Below are 19,959 nucleotides of genomic sequence, written 5' to 3' on the forward strand. Positions count from 1 at the left end.
TGCTCGCTATACCGAGGACCACGAAGGGCAAGCGGTAAAAGAGCGTGTGGATGAATATCTGATGAAGAAGACAGACAAGGCCATAGATATGGTCAAGTATGCCATCAAGCGAGGTGTTCGCTTTGATTACTTGCTCGTAGATAGCTGGTTTACAAACACTAAGCTTGTGCGTTTCATTTCCGGCAGACATATCAAGTGTCACCTGTTGGGCATGATTAAACTGGGCAAAACCAACTATGCAACGAAGCATGGTAAGATGAATGCCAAGCAAATCATCAAGCACCTGCAAAAGGAAAAGGCATGCAAACACAACAAAATACTTCGTTGTACCTATTGTACAATGGACGTTAAGTTGGATGGTGTGCCAGTCCGTTTGTTCTTTTGCAAACGAGGACGCAAGGGAAACTGGAATGGGTTGTTGACCACAGACCTTTCTCTTAGCTTCCTTGAAGCGTATCGTATTTATGCCAGACGATGGGCTACCGAAGTTGCATACAAGGATTGCAAGACCTTGCTGAACTTTGGCAAATGCCAGTCTGTACATTTTGCCGCTCAAATTGCTAGCTTCACTTTGACAATGATGCAGTATAACATCTTGTGTACAGTGAAGAGATTTGAAGCGTATGAAACCATCGGTGGTCTCTTTACAGAGGTTACCAATGACACTCTCGAGTTGTCCGTAACGGACAAGATATGGGCTATTATTTTGGACTTCGTTCTGGAAGCTGCAGAGCGTTACTCTATAGATGCCACAGAGTTACTGGCAGATTTCATCGAAAGTAATCCTGTTGCCCATACGCTACGTAATATGTATATTTATAAACAAGCAAGTTGATATTTATTCACTTGCGAAACTTTAGTTACATCAATTATGAGAAGAACAATTTTTACCCTTATCATGCTTTGTATCGCAACCCTAACCCTGCAGGCACAAGATGTCTGGACTGCAGCAGGTTCCAGTACACTCTTCGGTTCTCATTGGGACGAAACGGATACCCGCAATGATCTGATCGATAAAGGAAATGGCATCTGGGAGCTCACCAAAACCGACTGCATTCTTGAAAAAAATGTGAAATACGAACTTAAAGTCCTGAAGAATCATAATTGGGCAGAATCGTACCCTCAAACCAGCGCCAACTATGTCTTTATGGTAGAAGAGACAGGTACCTATAACGTCACTATCCAGTTTAATGAAACCAACTACGAAGTCGGGGTAATCACCAAAAAGACAGGTGATGCTGTCATTGGTGAAAAGACATGGACTGTAGCTGGATTTGGCACAATTCTCGGAGTAGAATGGGATCCGAAAGCAACAGAAAACGATATGATCAAACAGGAAGATAACGTCACCTACATTCTGACCAAGACCAATCTGACCATTGCTCAAGGCGGTTATAAATATAAGATCTGTGCTAACCACAATTGGTCAGAGAACTATGGTGATGATAATGACCCAGAAGGTAATGCCTCCATTTATATCGCAGCAGACGGAATCTACGACGTTACCTTCACCTTCAATTCAGTAACTAAGGAAGTATCAGCTACAGCTGTACGCACCGATACCGATGGCATTAGCCAGATTGCCGGCGACGTCAAAGCTAAAAGCGTAGTCTTCAACCTTCAGGGACATCGTGTTTCAACTCCTAAACAGGGAGTTTATATCATCAACGGTAAAAAAGTGGTCGTAAAATAATAAAAACTGCTCAAAGTAATCATCAGAAAGGCATTCACCAGCATCGTGAATGCCTTTTTTAGTTTATTTACCACGAATTATTTTGTATTTTATTCGATTTAACGTACCTTTGCACCCAAATATTTAAACGTTTAAAAATAAAATGGCATTAAAATGTGGTATTGTAGGTCTTCCTAACGTGGGAAAATCTACATTGTTCAACTGTCTGTCTAGTGCAAAAGCACAGGCAGCTAACTTCCCTTTCTGTACTATCGAACCAAACTTGGGCGTCATCACCGTACCAGATGAGCGACTCAACAAATTGGCAGAGATTGTTCACCCAGGACGCATCGTCCCAGCTACTTGCGAAATCGTGGATATCGCAGGTCTTGTTAAGGGTGCCAGCAAGGGCGAAGGTCTTGGTAATAAATTCTTGGGAAATATTCGTGAGTGCGATGCAATCATCCACGTAATCCGTTGCTTCGACGATGACAATATCGTACGTGAGGGTGGCGCTAAAGTTGACCCATTGGAGGACAAGAGTGTTATCGATACAGAGTTGCAGCTCAAGGACTTGGAGACTATCGAATCCCAGCTCGCCAAGCAGCAGAAGACAGCTGCTGCTGGCAACAAGGACGCTAAAGTGATGGTTACCGTTCTGGAGGCTTACAAAGCAGAGTTGGAGCAAGGCAAGAACGCACGTGGCGTTACTTTCGAAAGCAAAGAAGAGCAGAAGGTGGCTCACGATCTCTTCCTCCTCACTACGAAACCAGTACTCTACGTAGCCAACGTAGATGAAGCTTCTGCCAAGAGCGGAAATGAATACAGCAAGAAGGTAGAGGAAATCGCTAAGGCAGAAGGTGCTGAGTGCATGGTTATCGCTGCGAAGACAGAGGAAGACATTGCATCTCTCGAAACCTACGAAGACAAGCAGATGTTCCTCGAAGAACTCGGATTGGAGGAAAGTGGTGTTAACCGCCTCATCAAGAAGGCATACGCTCTCCTGAACCTTGAGACATTCATCACTGCTGGTGAGATGGAGGTAAAGGCATGGACTTACCACAAGGGTTGGAAGGCTCCTCAGTGTGCTGGCGTCATCCATACCGACTTTGAAAAAGGATTTATCCGTGCTGAGGTCATCAAGTACGACGATTATATCCAATATGGTTCTGAGGCTGCTGTCCGCGAGGCAGGTAAACTCGGTATCGAGGGTAAGGAATATGTCGTTCAGGATGGCGACATCATGCACTTCCGTTTTAATGTTTAATTATGATAAACCTGCTTAATTATATCGTTTGGGATCCAGATCCTATTCTTGCGCATCTGGGTCCTTTGACCATCCGATATTACTCCACTTGCTGGCTTATCGGTTTACTATTGGGTTATCTGCTCATGCAGCGACTCTACAAGCAGCAGAAATTGGGCGATGACAAGTTTGAGCCTCTCTTCCTTTATATCTTCTTCGGTATTCTGGTAGGTGCACGTCTCGGTCATTGCCTCTTCTACCAGCCTGAGTATTTCCTTACGCAATGGGATCACTTCATCGAGATGCTGATACCTATGCACCACATGCCGGATGGCAGTTGGAAACTTACAGGATATGAAGGACTGGCCAGTCATGGTGGTGTATTCGGAATGTTTGTTGCCATCTGGCTCTACTGCCGCAACATGAAGGTAAAGGGCTGGGTTGTGCTCGACAATATGGGTATTGTCTCCGGTATTGCAGCCATGTTTATCCGTCTGGGTAATCTGATGAATTCAGAGATTATCGGTAAGGTGACTGATGTGCCTTGGGCATTCATCTTTGTTCGTGAAGATCAATACCCTCGCCATCCAGGACAACTCTACGAGGCCATCGCCTACCTCATTATCTTCTTGCTCATTCTCTTCATCTATAAGAAGAAAGGTCCTAAGAGTGTGGGTACTGGCTTATATTTCGGTCTCTGTCTCACCCTCATCTTCGCCTTCCGTTTCTTCATCGAATATACGAAGGAGATTCAGGTGGCATTCGAGGCTGGACTTCCTATGGATATGGGACAGATATTGAGTATTCCACTCATTCTTCTGGGAGTTTGGAGCATCACCTCCAGCTTTAAGAGAGCAAAGGCTCTGGAAGAGAAACAAGAGAAATAGGACTTGTCTAGGGCTTGTTATGTCATTGCGGATAGTAGTATTTACTTTGCCGAGGCAGTAATACTTACTTTGTCAATGCAGTAGCATATAGGAACCATTTTCAATTTTAACCATACAGTTAGAACTGTTTTTCTATAAAATAAGAAACTCTCCCTTGCAGGAATCCAATCCTGAACAAGGGAGAGTTTTTATTTTCAATCCATCATAATCTACTTCTTATCTTCCCATCAAAATCTTCTTGATTTCATTGAGTTTGTTCAAAGCCTCTACCGGGGTGAGATTATTGATGTCCAAACCCAATATCTCATCGCGTATCTGACTCAAAACCGGATCATCAAGCTGGAAGAAACTGAGTTGTACTCCATCCTTCGGTTCATCCAAATGCTGCATATTAGGTTTGCCGGCAGCACCCACACCCGCATTGTCATCCTCCAGTTGTTTCAGTATAACATTGGCACGATTTACGATGCTACGAGGCATACCGGCTATTTCAGCCACATGAATACCAAAAGAGTGCTCACTTCCACCCGGTTCCAACTTACGCAGGAAGATAACCTTGCCATCCACCTCCTTCACGCTTACATTGAAATTCTTGATGCGAGGAAAGTTCTTTTCCATCTCATTCAGTTCGTGATAGTGGGTAGCAAAGAGCGTACGTGCTTGCGCCTTCTTGTGCTGATGCAAATATTCCACGATAGCCCAAGCTATTGAGATTCCATCATAAGTAGAAGTACCACGTCCTAACTCATCAAAGAGAACCAGGGAACGAGGAGAAACATTATTCAGGATATTCGCAGCCTCAGTCATCTCTACCATAAAAGTAGATTCACCAAGCGAGATATTATCACTGGCACCCACACGGGTGAATATCTTATCCACCAGACCTACTCTTGCACTCTCGGCTGGTACGAAACAGCCTACCTGTGCCAGCAGAACTATCAAGGCCGTCTGCCTTAAAAGCGCAGATTTACCGGCCATATTAGGACCCGTAATCATCATAATCTGCTGCTTTTCAGTATCGAGCAACACATCGTTTGGCACATATCGCTCACCTAAAGGCAACTGAGTTTCTATCACAGGATGGCGTCCCTGCTTGATGTCGAGCACCTCAGAATCGTCGATGACAGGACGCACATAGTGGTTTTCTTCCGATGCCTTCGAGAAGGAAAGAAGACAGTCCATACGGGCAATGAGGTTGGCATTGATTTGTATCTGAGGAATATACTCTTGCATCGAAGCTATCAGTTCATTGAAGAGTTGGGCTTCGAGAATCAAAATTTTCTCATCGGCACCGAGAATCTTCTCTTCATATTCCTTCAGTTCCTGAGTAATATATCGCTCTGCCTGAGCAAGCGTCTGCTTGCGAATCCAGTCTTCAGGCACCTTGTCCTTGAAGGTATTGCGCACCTCTAAATAATAGCCAAATACATTATTATAACCCACTTTCAGGCTGGAAATACCTGTTTTCTCTATCTCACGCTCCTGTATTTTGAGCAGATAGTCCTTACCATGCCGGCTGATGGAACGCAGATCGTCCAATTCTGCATTGTAGCCATCAGCGATAACATCGCCCTTATTGATAAGCTGCGGAGGATCCGGCTGGATTTCCTTTGCTATCCGTTCTTTCAGCGTTTCACAGAGATTGAGTTGCTCACCCACTCGCTGCAAGGCTTCATTCTTGGCATGTTGACAAGCCACCTTGATTGGCTGGATAGCCTCCAAGGCATGTTGCAATTGCACAACTTCACGAGGCGAAACTCTACCCACAGCCACTTTGGAAATGATACGTTCCAGGTCACCGATACGATGCAGTTGATCATCCATCAACTGCTTGAACTCCGGTTCCTTGAAGAAATATTCCACGATGTCGAGTCGTTCATTGATTGGACGCACATCTTTCAGCGGAAAGACAAGCCAGCGGCGGAGCATACGGCCTCCCATTGCCGTTACGGTGCGGTCGATGACATTCAGAAGCGACGAACCATCGTCCTGCATCGGAGCCACCAGTTCGAGACTGCGGATGGTAAAGCGGTCCATACGCACGAACTTATCCTCCTCAATACGGGAAAGTGCTGTAATATGATTGATTTGGGTATGCTGGGTAATCTCCAGATACTGCATGATGGCTCCACTGGCAATGATACCGTTCTTCAGATGTTCTACACCAAAACCCTTCAAGGATTTGGTCTTGAAATGACCGAGGAGTTTCTGTCGGGCAGTCTGTTCGGTGAAAACCCAGTCGTCCAATTCGTATGTACAGTATTTTGTTCCGAAACACTGTTCGAATTTCTGTTTCATGGCACGATCATAAAGCACTTCTTTCGGCTGGAAGTTGCCCATCAGCTTCTCCACATAGTCGGGAGTACCTTCCCCTGTAAGGAATTCGCCCGTAGAGATGTCGAGGAAGCTTACACCACAAGAAGCTTTTCCGAAATGGACAGCAGCGAGGAAGTTATTCTCCTTGTAGTTCAAGACATTATCGCCCATCGCCACACCCGGAGTCACCAGTTCCGTAATACCTCGCTTCACCATCTTATCCATCTGGCTAAGTCCCTTCTTACCCTTGATTTCCAAGCGTTTCTTCTTTGGATCTTCCAGCTGGTCGCACACGGCAACACGCTTGCCGGCACGTATCAACTTAGGCAGATAAGTATCGAGTGCATGATGAGGGAAACCAGCCATCTCAGCACCACCTGCCGAACCGCCATTATTACGACGAGTCAGGGTAATACCGAGCACCTTGGAAGCCTCTATAGCATCCTCGCAATAAGTTTCATAGAAGTCACCACATCGGAAAAGCAACAGTGCCTCGGGATGTTTCGCTTTCATCTCAAAAAACTGCCGCATCATCGGCGTAAGACCTTTATTATCGTTTGCCATTATATCTTTTATTCCTTTCGTTATTTTTAAGTTTATCTTTGGGGGATATTCTCTCCCAAATTCTTACTTCTTCTTTTAGTTGTGGCACAAAGATAATATTTTTCAATGAATTATCCAAAACAAATTATCTATTTTTGATAATTTACATGAAAGAAAATAGAGAGAATCATGATATAAAAGACATAAAACAGGCAAAATATGACTTCTATAGAAGACATATTTTAGTTAAAAAATGCTATATTCACAATTTGCAGATATAAATGTTACCCAAAGATAACATTTATATATTTTTAAATGATAATCTAAGGGTTATCCGACAAGAAATGCGTACTTTTGCTTACATGAAAAGAAAACAGATATATATTGCTATCATATCCCTCGTTTGCTGCACGCTCATTGCAATCGGGGTCACTCTTCATCTGCGCAATCAGAAGGAGCCTCAGCCTACCGCTGTCAAGGCACCAGATACCCGCAAGAAGAAAACCGTGGCAAAAGATACCATCAAGAAAATAAAACCTGTCATCAAGCAGGACTTCAATATCATAGGTACCCTGAGAGATACTGACGGAAAAGGTGTGGCGAACGTCATCGTAAGCGATGGATATAACTGCGTGAAGACTGATTCGCTCGGAAGATACAAGATGAAACGGGACAGTCTTGCCCGCTTCATCTACTACTGCGTGCCTGCCGACTGTGAGGTTCCTACCCATTCTGCTACAGATCGCACGGCTTGCTTCTACCAGCCAGTATCCAAGAAAAAGAAAATATATGATTTTACCCTGAAAAGACTACCTGGAGGAAAGGAAATCAGTTATAAGATGATTGTCATCGGCGACCCGCAGGTTACCAATGCCTACAGTCCTTATTATACCTCGCCCACCGACAACCCCATCAAGAAGAGCGACGTAGAGCGATTTACCACCCAGACGATGGCAGATATCAAGCAGACCATCAGGAGTCTGCCTGCCGGGACTCCTGTCTATGGACTCAGCATGGGCGATGACGTACAGTATTACGGAGGATATAATGCCCACCTGGAGAGACAGATACGCCAAGCTTTGGGCTCATCGAAGATGCGCCTCTTCTCCGTCATCGGCAATCACGACCAGGACGGAAAGGCACTCTACAGACGCAAGTGGGAGGAAAACTTCGGACCTACCGACTACTCTTTCGACCGTGGCGATGAGCACTTTGTGTGCATCAACAACTGCTTCTTCTATCGTGGAAAGGCCTATTATTCACCAGGCGAACTGCGAGAGCGGCAGATGCGCTGGCTCAAGCAGGACCTCGCCCTCACGCCCAAAGACAAAAAGGTAGTACTCTGTTACCATATTCCTTTCACCTTCGGAAATGCACCTTTCGGCAAAGCCAAACCTCTTGGCATAGAGAATGAGAAGGGACATTATTCCTCCTCTCGCCTATCCCAACTCCTGGCACTTCTGCATCAGTTTGAGGGAGGATACGAACTCTTTTGCGGTCACACCCATTTCGCCTGCAACCATGAAATCCGGTATGAGGGCGAGGATGTGATGGAGCATTGTCATGCTGCAGCATGTGGCAATATCTGGCAATCCAACATAAATATCTGCGGTACACCAAACGGCTATTATGTCTATCAGTTCATTGGTACCCGCCTTACCGATTGCTATTATAAGGGCACATTCTGGGATAAGAACAAACAGATGACCATCTTCAGAGCACAGACCGACTTCAATGGCGAATCGTATGCTGAGGACTGGGGACTTTCCAAAGATAAAGATAAGAATATACTGGTAGCCAATGTCTTTAACGCCGACTCCCACTGGCGGGTTGTGGCAATAGAAGATGGCAAAGAATACCGGATGCACCGCATCAGCAGCAAAGGTCAGGATGCCTTTGCCGCTGGCTATCATCATAAATACAGCAAATCAGTATCCTATCGTTTTGTGAGCAAAGGCAACAGTTATCTGCTCATGAACCATCTGTATTATTATGTCCCAAAGAATCCGAATGCCAGAATAACAATCAAGGCTTCAGACCCTTATGGTCATACATTTACCGCAGAGAGTACCGAAGCGGTCAGTGAGCCTTTCTTCAATTACGCTCACTACTATGAGCAGGAGAATCAGGAATACAAGAAGGCAAGAAACTCCCTCTTGCGAGATTCTACCATAAATAGGCAGAAAGATTCGACACAAAGCAATCGACATACAAAGCAATAAGCATAAAATAACATAAAGCATAAGAAAATGGCAAAGAACAATACCCCAAAAGCTGTCAAGACTGAAAAGAATGCCAAGAATACAGCAACGAGTACAAAGAAAACCACAAAGAAAAAGAAAAAAGTCAAGGTTTCTCATATCGTTAAACCAGCAGAAATGACTCTGGAAGAATGGCAAATCAAACTTCGCAAACAAGTGACAGAAACAGAACACTTCAATATCAGTTGTGTAGATGATGAACTTTGCCCTGGCGAATATATCGTTCGCAATCCAGAGAAAAATAACGAGTACAAGGTAGTGTATCGTGGAGCCAACAGCGAATGGAATTATTGTTCTTGTATGGATTTCAAAACTTCAAAACTTGGCACATGTAAGCATCTCGAAGCCGTGAAGAAATGGTTTAGTGGAAAACGAGGCTTACATGTACATCGTGAGCTTCCTCCTTACACCTCTGTCTATCTATCTTACAGAGACGAACGATGCGTGAAGATTCGCATCGGAAGCGAAAACAAGGAAGCATACGAAAAACTTGCCAAAGATTATTTCGACGAAAAACATGTTCTAAAGAAAGCTGCCTATGCCCATATCGGATCTTTCTTAAAGCAAGCCCGCCAAATTAGCGATACATTCAGATGCTATAAAGATGCCATTGACTTTATCATCGACAAACGAGAGAAATCTACAAGAGAGAAGATTGTCAAGACGTACGATGATAAGAAACTCGATAATCTTCTGAAAGTTAAACTCTATCCTTACCAAAAGGAGGGTATCCGCTTTGCAGCCAAGGCAGGAAAAGCTATCATTGCCGACGAAATGGGTCTCGGCAAGACAATCCAAGCCATTGGAACAGCCGAACTTCTAAGAAAAGAAGGACTCATCGGCTCTGTACTCATCCTCTGCCCTACCTCCTTGAAATACCAGTGGCGCAGTGAAATCAAAAAGTTCACTGATGCCGAGGTCTTTGTTATAGAGGGAAATCATCTCAAGAGAAAGGATGCCTACAATCGTCCAGAACCTTACAAGATTATCTCCTATAATAGTGCCGCCAACGACATTAAGATACTCGGCAGTCTGCAAACCGACATGCTCATCATGGATGAGGTGCAACGCCTCAAAAATTGGAATACCCAAATTTCCCGTGCAGCAAGAAAGATAGAATCCGATTACTCCGTGATTCTATCGGGTACACCTTTAGAGAATAAACTTGACGAACTATACTCCATCGTGGAATTTGTCGATAATTTCCGTCTTGCCCCATACTATATTTTCAAGGAAAACCATATCATCACCGACGAAACTGGCAAAGTATTGGGATACAAAAACTTGAACAAGATAGGCGAGAAACTCAACGACATTCTCATCCGCCGTCGCAAGAAAGACGTGAAACTCCAGATGCCCAAGCGAATGGACAAAAATCTCTTCGTACCCATGACAAAGGAGCAGATGGGAATGCATGCAGAATGGCAATTCCAAGTAAGCTTCCTTGTGAAAAGATGGCGCGCCCACCATTTTCTTTCAGACAAAGACAGAAAGCGTTTACTCCTGTTGTTATCACAGATGCGCATGGTATGCGATAGCAGTTATATCCTCGACCAAAAAACGAGATTCGATACCAAGGTGGATGAATGTATCAATATTATCAGCGACATCATCAGCGAAGAAGGTGAAAAAGTTGTGGTATTCAGCCAATGGGAACGCATGACTCGCCTCATCGCCAAAGAACTGGAGAAGAAAGAGATTGGTTATGAATACTTACATGGCGGTGTCCCATCCGAAAAGCGTAAGAACTTAGTGGACAACTTCATGAATGAACCGTCAAGCCGAGTTTTTCTTTCTACAGATGCTGGCAGCACAGGCTTGAATCTGCAGGCAGCCGCTACCATTATCAACATAGACCTGCCTTGGAACCCTGCCGTTCTCGAACAGCGTATCGGGCGCATCTATCGCCTTGGTCAGCAGAATAATATTCAAGTTATCAATCTCGTGACTCCCCACTCTATTGAGGAAGAAATGCTTGGTAAATTACGTTTCAAGACCTCTATGTTTGAGGGTGTACTCGATGATGGCGAGGACTCTATATTCATCAGCGACGATAAATTCACCAAGATGATGGAAGCCGTAAGCGGCATCATGGAGGAAGTAAAAACAGAAAACAAGAAAGACTGGACTAATCAAGATATAACCGAAGAAGGCGAAAAGAAGAACAACAAGGCAAATACTCCAGAAGTAAAAGCGGAACCAGATAAAGCCAAAGACATATCTTCCATTGCTCCACATTCCGCCACTACAGTTACTCATCGCCCAGCTGAGCCAAAAGACTTAGTTGCCCAAGGAGTATCCTTCCTCTCTGGTTTGGCAGAGACTTTGAAATCACCAGAGGCAACAGCACAACTGGTAGATTCTATAGTAGAAAAAGACGAACAGACAGGCGAGACTTCCATCAAGATTCCTGTGGAGAGCAAGGAAACAGTTTCTAACCTCTTGAATCTCATCGGAAAACTGTTTGTGAAATAACTGCAAAGAATCCAAGACAGATAAAAATATCTGAGAATTTGATGATGAACCGTATAACAAGCTGAACGAAACGGAGAGTTTTTTCAAAAAGAGTAAGACATTATATTAAACAAAATAATATGAAGGAAGAAGAAATTAAAGAATTGTTTGAACAATTCGAAGCTATTGCCAATGAATACGAAGGCGTAGAATGTTGGAGTGCAAGAGAACTTGCACAAGTGTTGGGTTATAGCCAATGGCGTAATTTCGAAGGAATTATCGAAAAAGCAAAAGCATCATGTACCAATGCAGGGCAAGAGGTATCATACCATTTTGCTGATGTCAGCAAAATGGTCACCCTTGGTTCTGGATCTCTGCGTGAAGTCAAAGATTACATGCTGACTCGTTATGCTTGCTACCTTATTGCACAAAATGGTGACCCACGCAAGCCACAAATCTCTTTTGCCCAAAACTACTTTGCCGTACAAACTCGCCGAGCAGAATTGGTGCAAAAGCGTTTGCAGGAATACGAACGTGTACAAGCACGTGCAAAACTTGCTGAAACAGAAAAGCGTCTCTCTGGTGTATTATATGAAAGAGGTGTGGACAGCAAAGGCTTTGCCATCATTCGCTCCTTGGGCGACAAGGCGTTGTTTAATCTCGACACGGCTCTTCTCAAACGAAAATTGGGTGCTCCCAACAGCAGGCCTCTCGCCGATTTCCTCCCTACACTCAATATCAAAGCCAAAGATTTTGCTGCAGAAATGACTTCTGTCAACGTTCAGCAAAAGGATTTACATGGTCAGCAAACTATCTGTCAAGAACATGTCGATAATAATAAGGCTGTTCGCAACATGATGCTCCAACGTGGTATCGTACCTGAAGATCTCCCTGCAGGAGAAGATGTCAAGAAAGTAGAACGAAGATTAAGATCTGACGAAAAGACATTGACAAAGAAAAATTGCAAAAAGAAATAAACAATGCTTATGGCAAAGTTCCTCATACTCATGGGCAAGTTGTAGTAATCTGCTTGTTCAAAACTTACAGAAGTAGGAAAGCGGCGCCGCCTGCAAATCCGCAGGAAAGCGCCGCCCATTATAAACCTATTCTCGTACAAATATGACTTCTTGAAAATAAAACTACTTTGCCTTGATGACGAAGCGGAATTCGCGGTCGCCATAATGCATACGGTATTTCTCCATAGGCTTAGTCATCCAGCTGTCGATGCAACCTAAGCCGTACTGGCGTTGCTGGATATGTACCTGTGTCAAGCCCTTGTCAACCAAATCACCGCTATGCTGTCCCCAAGCATGCTCCTTTTCATCACCAGAATCCAAATCCTTAATAGAATAAGGAATGGCACTACACTCCATCGGAGCATAACCCTCGAAAGTAATACCCTTGCCTGATGCAGGATTGAAGATGGAGAAATAACGGATATCTGTATGGTTGCCACTCTCCTGAGGACGAATATAAGGATAATACTCATCTTTTACATCCGACTCATATTTGCCAATAAAGGTAGAAGAATGACGGTCGATATAATTCTCCTCCGGGCCACGGCCATAATATTCCAACTTAGAGAATAATGCAGGCAAATCCAATACCATACCATATCGGAACAAGTCAGCTATCTTAGCCGCTTTATCCGTGGTCATCTTCTCGGTAACAGAAACCTCACCTACCGCATTGATGCGATAACGAAGTACCAACTCAGCCTTCACCTCAGGCATTTCAAAGGTAGCCGTCAAAACAACACTATCCTTCATCTCACTCTTGTCGAATGACTTCAAGTTCATTACAGGATTTTTCCAAACCTTCAACTCCTTCTGCAAAGAAGCACCATAATCATTATCAGTAGGAGCACGCCAGAATTCAGGCTTCATGCTCTCGCGGAATTTCAAGATAGGCTCACCGTCCACGTCAAGATAGTCTATCAAACCCGTCTTTTTGCCTATAGTAACCGACATTCTCTTGGCAGAAACCTTCACATAGCTATTGGTTTCCTCTACCTCTATATTGCTGGTACTCTGGAGTTTCCCTTTCTTACCAGAAAACTTAGTAGAAGTCGCCGCAATAGGAGTATCTACCTTATCAAACTGATATTCATTGATGACAAACTGCTGGCGGGCCATTACCTGTCCTTTCTCTACCAATGGTTCTGTACCATCGCTGGCAAAGGCAAAATTGACTGTAATTTCCTCCTTACCATGTTCAGTCTCTGCTTCAGCAATAGCATACTTCAAAGCATCACTCTTCACCATTTTAGTTGTCTGAGGAGCAATACCCTTAGTCTCAGGAATCTCAACAGTAGATAACTTCACACCATTAGCATAGATAGTTGCAGTAAGGTGCAGGTCGTCAATCTTCTTGAAGAAATTCTCATTATAGATATTGAAAGCACCATTCACGGCATCCAGATCCTTGATCCATACATTCTGATGCCAATACTGGATTTCGTAGGCATGCGGATTCAAACGGCGATCTGGAGCAATGATACCATTGCAATTGAAGTTGTAGTCACTGGCAGGATAACGCCCATAGTCGCCACCATAGGTAAAGATTTCCTTGCCTGTAATCGGACTCTTGTCACGCAGACCCTGATCTACAAAGTCCCAGATGTATCCACCCTGATACTTAGGATATTTGCGAATCAGATCCCAGTACTCCTTGAAACCGCCCTCTGAGTTACCCATCGCATGAGCATACTCACATTGGATATAAGGTTTTACGCCATCACTCTTGCAATATTTCTCACTCTCCTCGTAGTCGATGTACATCGGACAATGAATATCTGTCTTACTGTCATATCCACCACGCTCATACTGCACAGGACGAGTCTGATCATAGGCTTTCACCCAGTCATAGGTCTTCTCGAAGTTGATGCCATAGCCACACTCATTACCCAAACTCCATACGATGATGGAAGGATGGTTGATGAAAGTCTTCACATTACCCTCGTTACGCTCGATATGAGTCTGGAGGTATTCAGGGAACTTGGCGAGAGATTTCTCATCATATCCCATACCATGAGATTCAAGGTTTGCCTCAGCAGTCACATAGATTCCATATTCATCACAGAGGTCATACCAGCGAGGATCATCAGGATAATGACAGGTACGAACAGCGTTGATATTCAACTGCTTCATAATCTTAATATCCTGAATCATGCGCTCCACGCTGACCACATAGCCACCATCAGGATCTATTTCATGACGGTTAGCACCCTTGATCAGGACAGGCTTGCCATTGACCAGGAGCTGTGCATTCTTGATTTCCACATTGCGGAAACCTATCTTTTGAGGAATAACCTCCGATACACCCTGCTTATTTTTCAAAGTAATGAATGCCTTATATAAATAAGGTGTTTCTGCAGTCCATGCCTTCACCCCTGGCACCTTAATAGTACCCTGTACACCTGAAGCCTCAGCAATCTTCTTGCCATCCTTATCACACAATGTAAGAGTAACATCAGTCTTACCACCCTTCAGGGCTATCTGATAGTTCAGGACACCATCCCGGTATTGATTTTCCAAACCTGCATCCAGACGGATATCAGCTGCATGAACTTTCGGACGGGCATAGAGATATACCTCACGGGCAATTCCTGTAAAACGCCAGAAGTCCTGATCCTCAAAATAAGAACCATCACACCAGCGCATCACCTGCATAGCAATGAGGTTTTTGCCTGGTTTCAGATATTTGGAGATATTAAACTCTGCAGCCACCTTGCTGTCTTCGCTATATCCCACATACTTGCCATTCACCCAGAGAGTCAAATTGCTGGTAGCAGAACCTACATGGAAATATACATCCTTGCCCTTCCAGTCCTTAGGCAGGGCAAAGGTGCGGCGATAGGAACCCGTATAGTTGTTGAGTTCGCTGATATAAGGAGGATTTGGGTCAAACTGGGTAGCCCAGGCATAACCGATATTCTTATAAGTAGCATCGCCATAGCCATTCAGTTCAAACAAGCCCGGTACAGGAAAATCCTTCCATTGAGAATCATCAAAGTTGGCAGCGAAGAAATTGACAGGACGCTTGTTGTAGTCCTTGACGAAATTAAATTTCCAAGTGCCTTCCATCGAAAGGTAGTTGGCTGAATTTTTCTTCTCGAAAGCCTGAGCCTTATCCTGATTCTCGAAAGCAAAGAACGCAGCACGGCGAGGAGCACGATTCTGCTGATTGACATCTACATTATGCCATCTGCTGGCATCTTGCGCCTTTACTTCGCCATGCCCATTAAGAACCATGGCACCCAGTAGGGCAAGAAACATGAAATTTCTTTTGTTCATATTCATGAATATTTATGATTTAAAAACAGGTTTTACCTTATTATATATTTAATGGAACAGTTGACTATCTTCAACATCCGCAAATTCCTTGGAATTATCCTTGCGCATCTGCAGGTTGAGTCCGTTCCACCAAGAAGGCCAGCCACCAGTAATATTGGCTATGAAGACATACTTGATAGGATGTAACCCCTTAGCCAAAGCTACGCAGTTGTCACGATGGGAAATACTCTTCACTTCGCTGGAGTTGTCGATAAGCAACTTACTGTCAATCCAAACCTGGTCGGCACGGGAAGAAACGTAATATACACCATCCTCTGGCACCATCACATATCCTTCAGCAATAGCAGCATAACCATTCTCTCCACGCAGAGTGCGAGCATCGTCAGCCTGCTTCAATTTCATTTCGCCAAAGTTGCGGATAACAGAATTTTCCCAGACGCCATCCGTCCATTCTAAGTCATTCACATGATGATAATACCCCTTGATACGCTTCATCTCCAAACCCGGCTTTACATCTTTCACCTCAACAGAAGGAGCATAATTCTGTTTCTCCACCTGGATGGTTCTGATGCGACTCATCTTACCAGAAGGCAAAACCGTAGCAATATTGATGATACAATCATGGTTTACAGGGATAGGAGCAGTATAGATCAGAGACTCTGGAGTAGGCATCGTGCCATCCAGTGTATAGACCATCTTCATCGGACGGGAAGTGGTAAAGGTTACGGTAGTATCCTTGGTAATCACCACTTTATCGCAGGATCCGTATGGCTGCTCTGGCAGAGGAAGATGATATTTGATACAACGTTCATCAAGTCTTACGAGGTTAGCATCCACTCGTTTGCAGAAATCCGTAAAGTTCTTACGACTCAATGGCGACCAGGCAACCTCAGATAGTGCCAGGGCACGAGGATACATCATATACTCCATCTTGGCATTGGAATACATATATTCAGACCAGTTGTTGCATTGCACACCCAAAATATGCTTATCAAGTCCAGCCTTGCGGATTACATCAGGAACAGGGTCGAAACTATAGGTTTTGGCCAGATAGACAGGACTGCTTGGAATCGTGATTGGTTCTATCTTACTGTCGCCCTGATAATGGTCAAGGTAAAGACCACCAGAACCAGGAGTCATGATAACATCATGCCCTTGCTTAGCAGCTTCGATACCTCCATCAATACCTCGCCAAGACATGACGGTAGCATTCTCACTCAATCCACCTTCCAGAATTTCATCCCATCCGATGATTTTCTTACCATACTTCTCCAGCATCTTTTCTACACGTTTGATCACATAGCTCTGTAGTCTTTCCTCTGCAGAGTGCTTGCCATCGCCCTGAAGATGCTCGTCAACAATACGCTTCTGACAAGTAGGGCAGGTTTTCCAACTGTTTTTCGGGCACTCGTCGCCACCTATATGGAAATATTTACCAGGGAAGAGCGGCACCATTTCCTTGAAGATATCATCCAGGAAATGGAACATCAATTCCTTGCCGGGACACATCACGATGTCCTCGATACCCCAAACCATTCTTGGAGTCCATTGCTCTCCCTTACAGGACAATTCTGGATAAGCAGCAATAGCCGCCATCATGTGTCCAGGAAGATCCACCTCAGGAATCACCGTCATATAACGCTTGGCAGCATAATCCACGATATCCTTAATCTCCTCCTGTGTATAAAAACCTCCATAGATAGAGCCATCGCCTTCCTTGCGATAACCGCCAATAGAAGTCAGTTTAGGATATTTCTTGATTTCAATACGCCAGCCCTGATCTTCCGTCAGATGGAAATGCATCGTATTGACCTTGAGAGAAGCCATCAGGTCAATCTGCTTCTTCACATTCTGTACAGTAATGAAATGACGGCATGGATCGAGATGGAAACCACGATAACCGAAACGAGGATAGTCTTCGATATCACAACATTGTGCCACCCATTTGACTCCCTTTACCAGAGAAGCACTTTCCACTTCCGCTGGCAACAACTGCAGGAAGGTCTGCATACCATAAAAGGCACCCTTACCTGTCTTTGCTTTGATAACCACTCCCTTGGCAATAACCTGAAGGCGATAGCCCTCCTCATTCATTTTCATCGAAGGGTTGATAATGATAGAGATATTTCCCTTCTTGTTGCCCACATTGACCTCATATCCAGTAGAAGTCTTGAGCTTGCCTGCCAGATAACCAGCTATCGCTTTACCTTCCTCTGTATTGTAGGAAATACCAAGGCTGGAAGGCAAAATAAATTCTCCACGCTGTTGGGTGAGTTTGACTGGTGTTGGAATCACATTGACTTCTGCAGCCAAAGAACACACAGGATTCATCCCCAAGTAAACCATGAGGGCGAATGCTGGAAATAGTTTTTTAATCTGATTCATATCGTATTCAGTTGTTAGTTTGATCTAGTTATTCAAATCTGAGGTTTTAATCTTTCTAATATCTTTTATTAGTTGCCAATATTTTAATAAAATATTTTATTTTGCAAAGATATATGTTTTTTGTGTTACTTCAAAGGTTTTATGGTTAATAAATCTAAAACGCCAATACTTTTCGTATCTTGTCATCTTTATGCAGATAAGTGTATATTTGCCATATTGTCAGATATTTACGTGTAAAGGAACAAAATAACTCACGGAAAGAGTGAGACTATTTTCTATCATAAGAATTTAATAAAAAGGACTTTAAGATAGAAACTCTAAAGTTTACTTATATATATAAATAAGGTGTAGGGGCTAAAAAACAGCCTCAAAATAATAAAAAAGCAAAGAAATGAACATATTTAATGTTTATTAACTACAAAAATGTTGCACGTATTAATAAAATCTTTATCTTTGCAAATAAAAAATATTACTTATGAAACAAGAGATAATAAAATATATTAAGAATATAGGTAAAAAAGCTACTATACCTAAGAAAATCTTGGAGCATTTTATATCTCACGGACATTCCACTATCCCGGAAATATCTAAGAGTATAGGAGTAAGTCTCCCAACCACGACAAGCGCCTTGAATGAGATGATGACAGTGGGAATAGTCAAAGAATTCGGAAAGAAGGAAACTGCCATGGGGCGCATCCCAATGCTTTACGGTTTGAAGCCTAAGGCAGGTTACTTTATAGGTGCCAATCCGGAAATGGACAGTCTGGCACTTTCTGCAAGTGATTTCTGCGGCAACCAGATAGTGGAAAAGACAAAAATTCCCTACTGTTACGAAAACACTCCGGAGAATCTGGAAAAACTCGGAAGCATCATCAATGATTTCATAGACAGTCTTCCTATCAAGAAAGAGGAGATACTGAATGTCTGTGTCAATGTAGCAGAACGCGTTAATCCTTTTGAAGGAACGGCATACAATATGTTTACATTTACCGAAAAACCTTTGGCAACGGAAATATCAGAAATGATTAATTTGCCGGTTTGCATCGAAAACGACACCAGAAGCATGACCTATGCAGAATACATCAAAGGCTGCAGCAAAGGAATGAAAGACATTATCTTTGTGAATGTGTGCTGGGGTCTCGGAATCGGAATCATCATAGACGGTAAACTCTATTATGGAAAGTCTGGATATTCCGGTGAATTTGGACATACACCTGGCTACAACAACAACATCATCTGCCACTGTGGAAAAATCGGTTGCATAGAAACTGAAACTTCTGGCAGAGCACTGAAAAGAAAATTGACCGAAGCACTTCTGGAAGGAAAACAATCCATACTTTCAGACAAGGTGGTAAACAGAAAAGAAGAGTTAAACTTACAAGATATTCTGGACGCCATCGCAAAAGAAGATGTGCTTAGCTTAGTTATCCTGCAACATGTTGCAGATGAACTGGGAAAACAACTGGCAGGAATCATCAACATCTTCAACCCGGAAATGCTGGTCATCGGAGGCGAAATGTCGGCTACAGGAGATTATCTGACATTGCCTATCAGAATGGGCATCAAGAGATTCTCTCTCAACGTCATGAACGAGGATTCTAAGATTGTAACCTCCGAACTGAAAGGTCAAGCGGGCGTAGTGGGAGCCTGTCTCATGGCAAGATACAGATTACTCTATGCTTAGCAAATACCTCTCTCTAACTGACAACTATATATACATGACTAACAAAAATCAACAAAAACCTGATTAAATATAAATCTATCTCTCTATATCCTCAAATCCGCAACCTATAGGGTTTAGTGGGATTTTGCTTGCAAAGCGACAAAATTCATTTTATTGTACATATTTCTTGCACAACAGAAATGTCGCAGACACAAAATCCCCTTACCCCATAAAGCG

10 protein-coding genes and 1 pseudogene are annotated in these 19,959 nt (G+C 43.5%); 8 read left to right on the forward strand and 3 right to left on the reverse strand.

Annotated features, from left to right (window positions below):
• From EXN75_RS17865 to lgt, 4 genes and pseudogenes are all read left to right on the forward strand, one after another.
• Nucleotides 1-835: pseudogene (locus tag EXN75_RS17865) on the forward strand (IS4 family transposase); the annotation flags it as partial.
• Nucleotides 836-871: 36 nt separating this feature from the next.
• Nucleotides 872-1,693, forward strand: coding sequence for a pullulanase X25 domain-containing protein (locus EXN75_RS15235; protein WP_134844462.1), 822 nt, complete (start codon nt 872-874; stop codon nt 1,691-1,693).
• A 142-nt stretch (nt 1,694-1,835) separates the two neighbouring features.
• On the forward strand, nt 1,836-2,939 hold the full coding sequence (ychF, locus tag EXN75_RS15240; protein ID WP_118118749.1) for a redox-regulated ATPase YchF: 1,104 nt from the start codon (nt 1,836-1,838) through the stop codon (nt 2,937-2,939).
• 5 nt (nt 2,940-2,944) lie between these two features.
• A complete protein-coding gene (gene lgt, locus EXN75_RS15245) occupies nt 2,945-3,805 on the forward strand; it encodes a prolipoprotein diacylglyceryl transferase (RefSeq protein ID WP_134844469.1) in 861 nt (286 codons plus the stop codon).
• Nucleotides 3,806-4,021: 216 nt separating this feature from the next.
• Here lgt and mutS read toward each other — a convergent pair whose 3' ends face one another.
• Nucleotides 4,022-6,685: a DNA mismatch repair protein MutS gene (gene mutS, locus EXN75_RS15250; protein WP_134844463.1), complete on the reverse strand. Its 2,664-nt coding sequence runs from the start codon at nt 6,683-6,685 to the stop codon at nt 4,022-4,024.
• A gap of 341 nt (nt 6,686-7,026) precedes the next feature.
• Here mutS and EXN75_RS15255 point away from each other — a divergent pair, with 341 nt between their 5' ends.
• The 3 genes from EXN75_RS15255 (at nt 7,027) to dinD (ending at nt 12,356) form a co-directional block, all read left to right on the forward strand.
• The gene (locus tag EXN75_RS15255) at nt 7,027-8,886 is read left to right on the forward strand and encodes a calcineurin-like phosphoesterase C-terminal domain-containing protein (protein WP_134844464.1); all 1,860 of its coding nucleotides are present in this window, start codon (nt 7,027-7,029) and stop codon (nt 8,884-8,886) included.
• Nucleotides 8,887-8,913: 27 nt separating this feature from the next.
• The gene (locus EXN75_RS15260; RefSeq protein WP_134844465.1) at nt 8,914-11,400 is read left to right on the forward strand and encodes a DEAD/DEAH box helicase; all 2,487 of its coding nucleotides are present in this window, start codon (nt 8,914-8,916) and stop codon (nt 11,398-11,400) included.
• Between the two features lie 119 nt (nt 11,401-11,519).
• Nucleotides 11,520-12,356 (forward strand): DNA damage-inducible protein D, encoded by an 837-nt coding sequence (dinD, locus tag EXN75_RS15265; protein ID WP_134844466.1) that lies wholly within the window; start codon nt 11,520-11,522, stop codon nt 12,354-12,356.
• Nucleotides 12,357-12,518: 162 nt separating this feature from the next.
• Here dinD and EXN75_RS15270 read toward each other — a convergent pair whose 3' ends face one another.
• Together EXN75_RS15270 and EXN75_RS15275 are read right to left on the reverse strand one after the other, a co-directional pair.
• Nucleotides 12,519-15,674, reverse strand: a complete 3,156-nt coding sequence (locus EXN75_RS15270; protein WP_134844467.1) for a glycoside hydrolase family 2 TIM barrel-domain containing protein — start codon at nt 15,672-15,674, stop codon at nt 12,519-12,521.
• 48 nt (nt 15,675-15,722) lie between these two features.
• Nucleotides 15,723-18,050: a family 20 glycosylhydrolase gene (locus EXN75_RS15275; RefSeq protein ID WP_456242902.1), complete on the reverse strand. Its 2,328-nt coding sequence runs from the start codon at nt 18,048-18,050 to the stop codon at nt 15,723-15,725.
• Between the two features lie 484 nt (nt 18,051-18,534).
• Between EXN75_RS15275 and EXN75_RS15280 the strand changes: the two genes are divergently transcribed.
• Nucleotides 18,535-19,743: an ROK family transcriptional regulator gene (locus tag EXN75_RS15280; protein ID WP_187349103.1), complete on the forward strand. Its 1,209-nt coding sequence runs from the start codon at nt 18,535-18,537 to the stop codon at nt 19,741-19,743.
• Nucleotides 19,744-19,959: the final 216 nt, after the last annotated feature.

Origin of the sequence: Segatella hominis, assembly GCF_004535825.1 — a bacterium.
In the GTDB taxonomy this organism is placed as follows: domain Bacteria; phylum Bacteroidota; class Bacteroidia; order Bacteroidales; family Bacteroidaceae; genus Prevotella; species Prevotella hominis.

Excerpts from the sequence above, each read along its gene's own strand:
- EXN75_RS15235 (WP_134844462.1), top strand. The coding sequence starts at position 872 with ATGAGAAGAACAATTTTTACCCTTATCATGCTTTGTATCGCAACCCTA.
- ychF (WP_118118749.1), top strand. The coding sequence starts at position 1,836 with ATGGCATTAAAATGTGGTATTGTAGGTCTTCCTAACGTGGGAAAATCT.
- mutS (WP_134844463.1), bottom strand. The coding sequence starts at position 6,685 with ATGGCAAACGATAATAAAGGTCTTACGCCGATGATGCGGCAGTTTTTT.
- EXN75_RS15255 (WP_134844464.1), top strand. The coding sequence starts at position 7,027 with ATGAAAAGAAAACAGATATATATTGCTATCATATCCCTCGTTTGCTGC.
- EXN75_RS15260 (WP_134844465.1), top strand. The coding sequence starts at position 8,914 with ATGGCAAAGAACAATACCCCAAAAGCTGTCAAGACTGAAAAGAATGCC.
- dinD (WP_134844466.1), top strand. The coding sequence starts at position 11,520 with ATGAAGGAAGAAGAAATTAAAGAATTGTTTGAACAATTCGAAGCTATT.
- EXN75_RS15270 (WP_134844467.1), bottom strand. The coding sequence starts at position 15,674 with ATGAACAAAAGAAATTTCATGTTTCTTGCCCTACTGGGTGCCATGGTT.
- EXN75_RS15280 (WP_187349103.1), top strand. The coding sequence starts at position 18,535 with ATGAAACAAGAGATAATAAAATATATTAAGAATATAGGTAAAAAAGCT.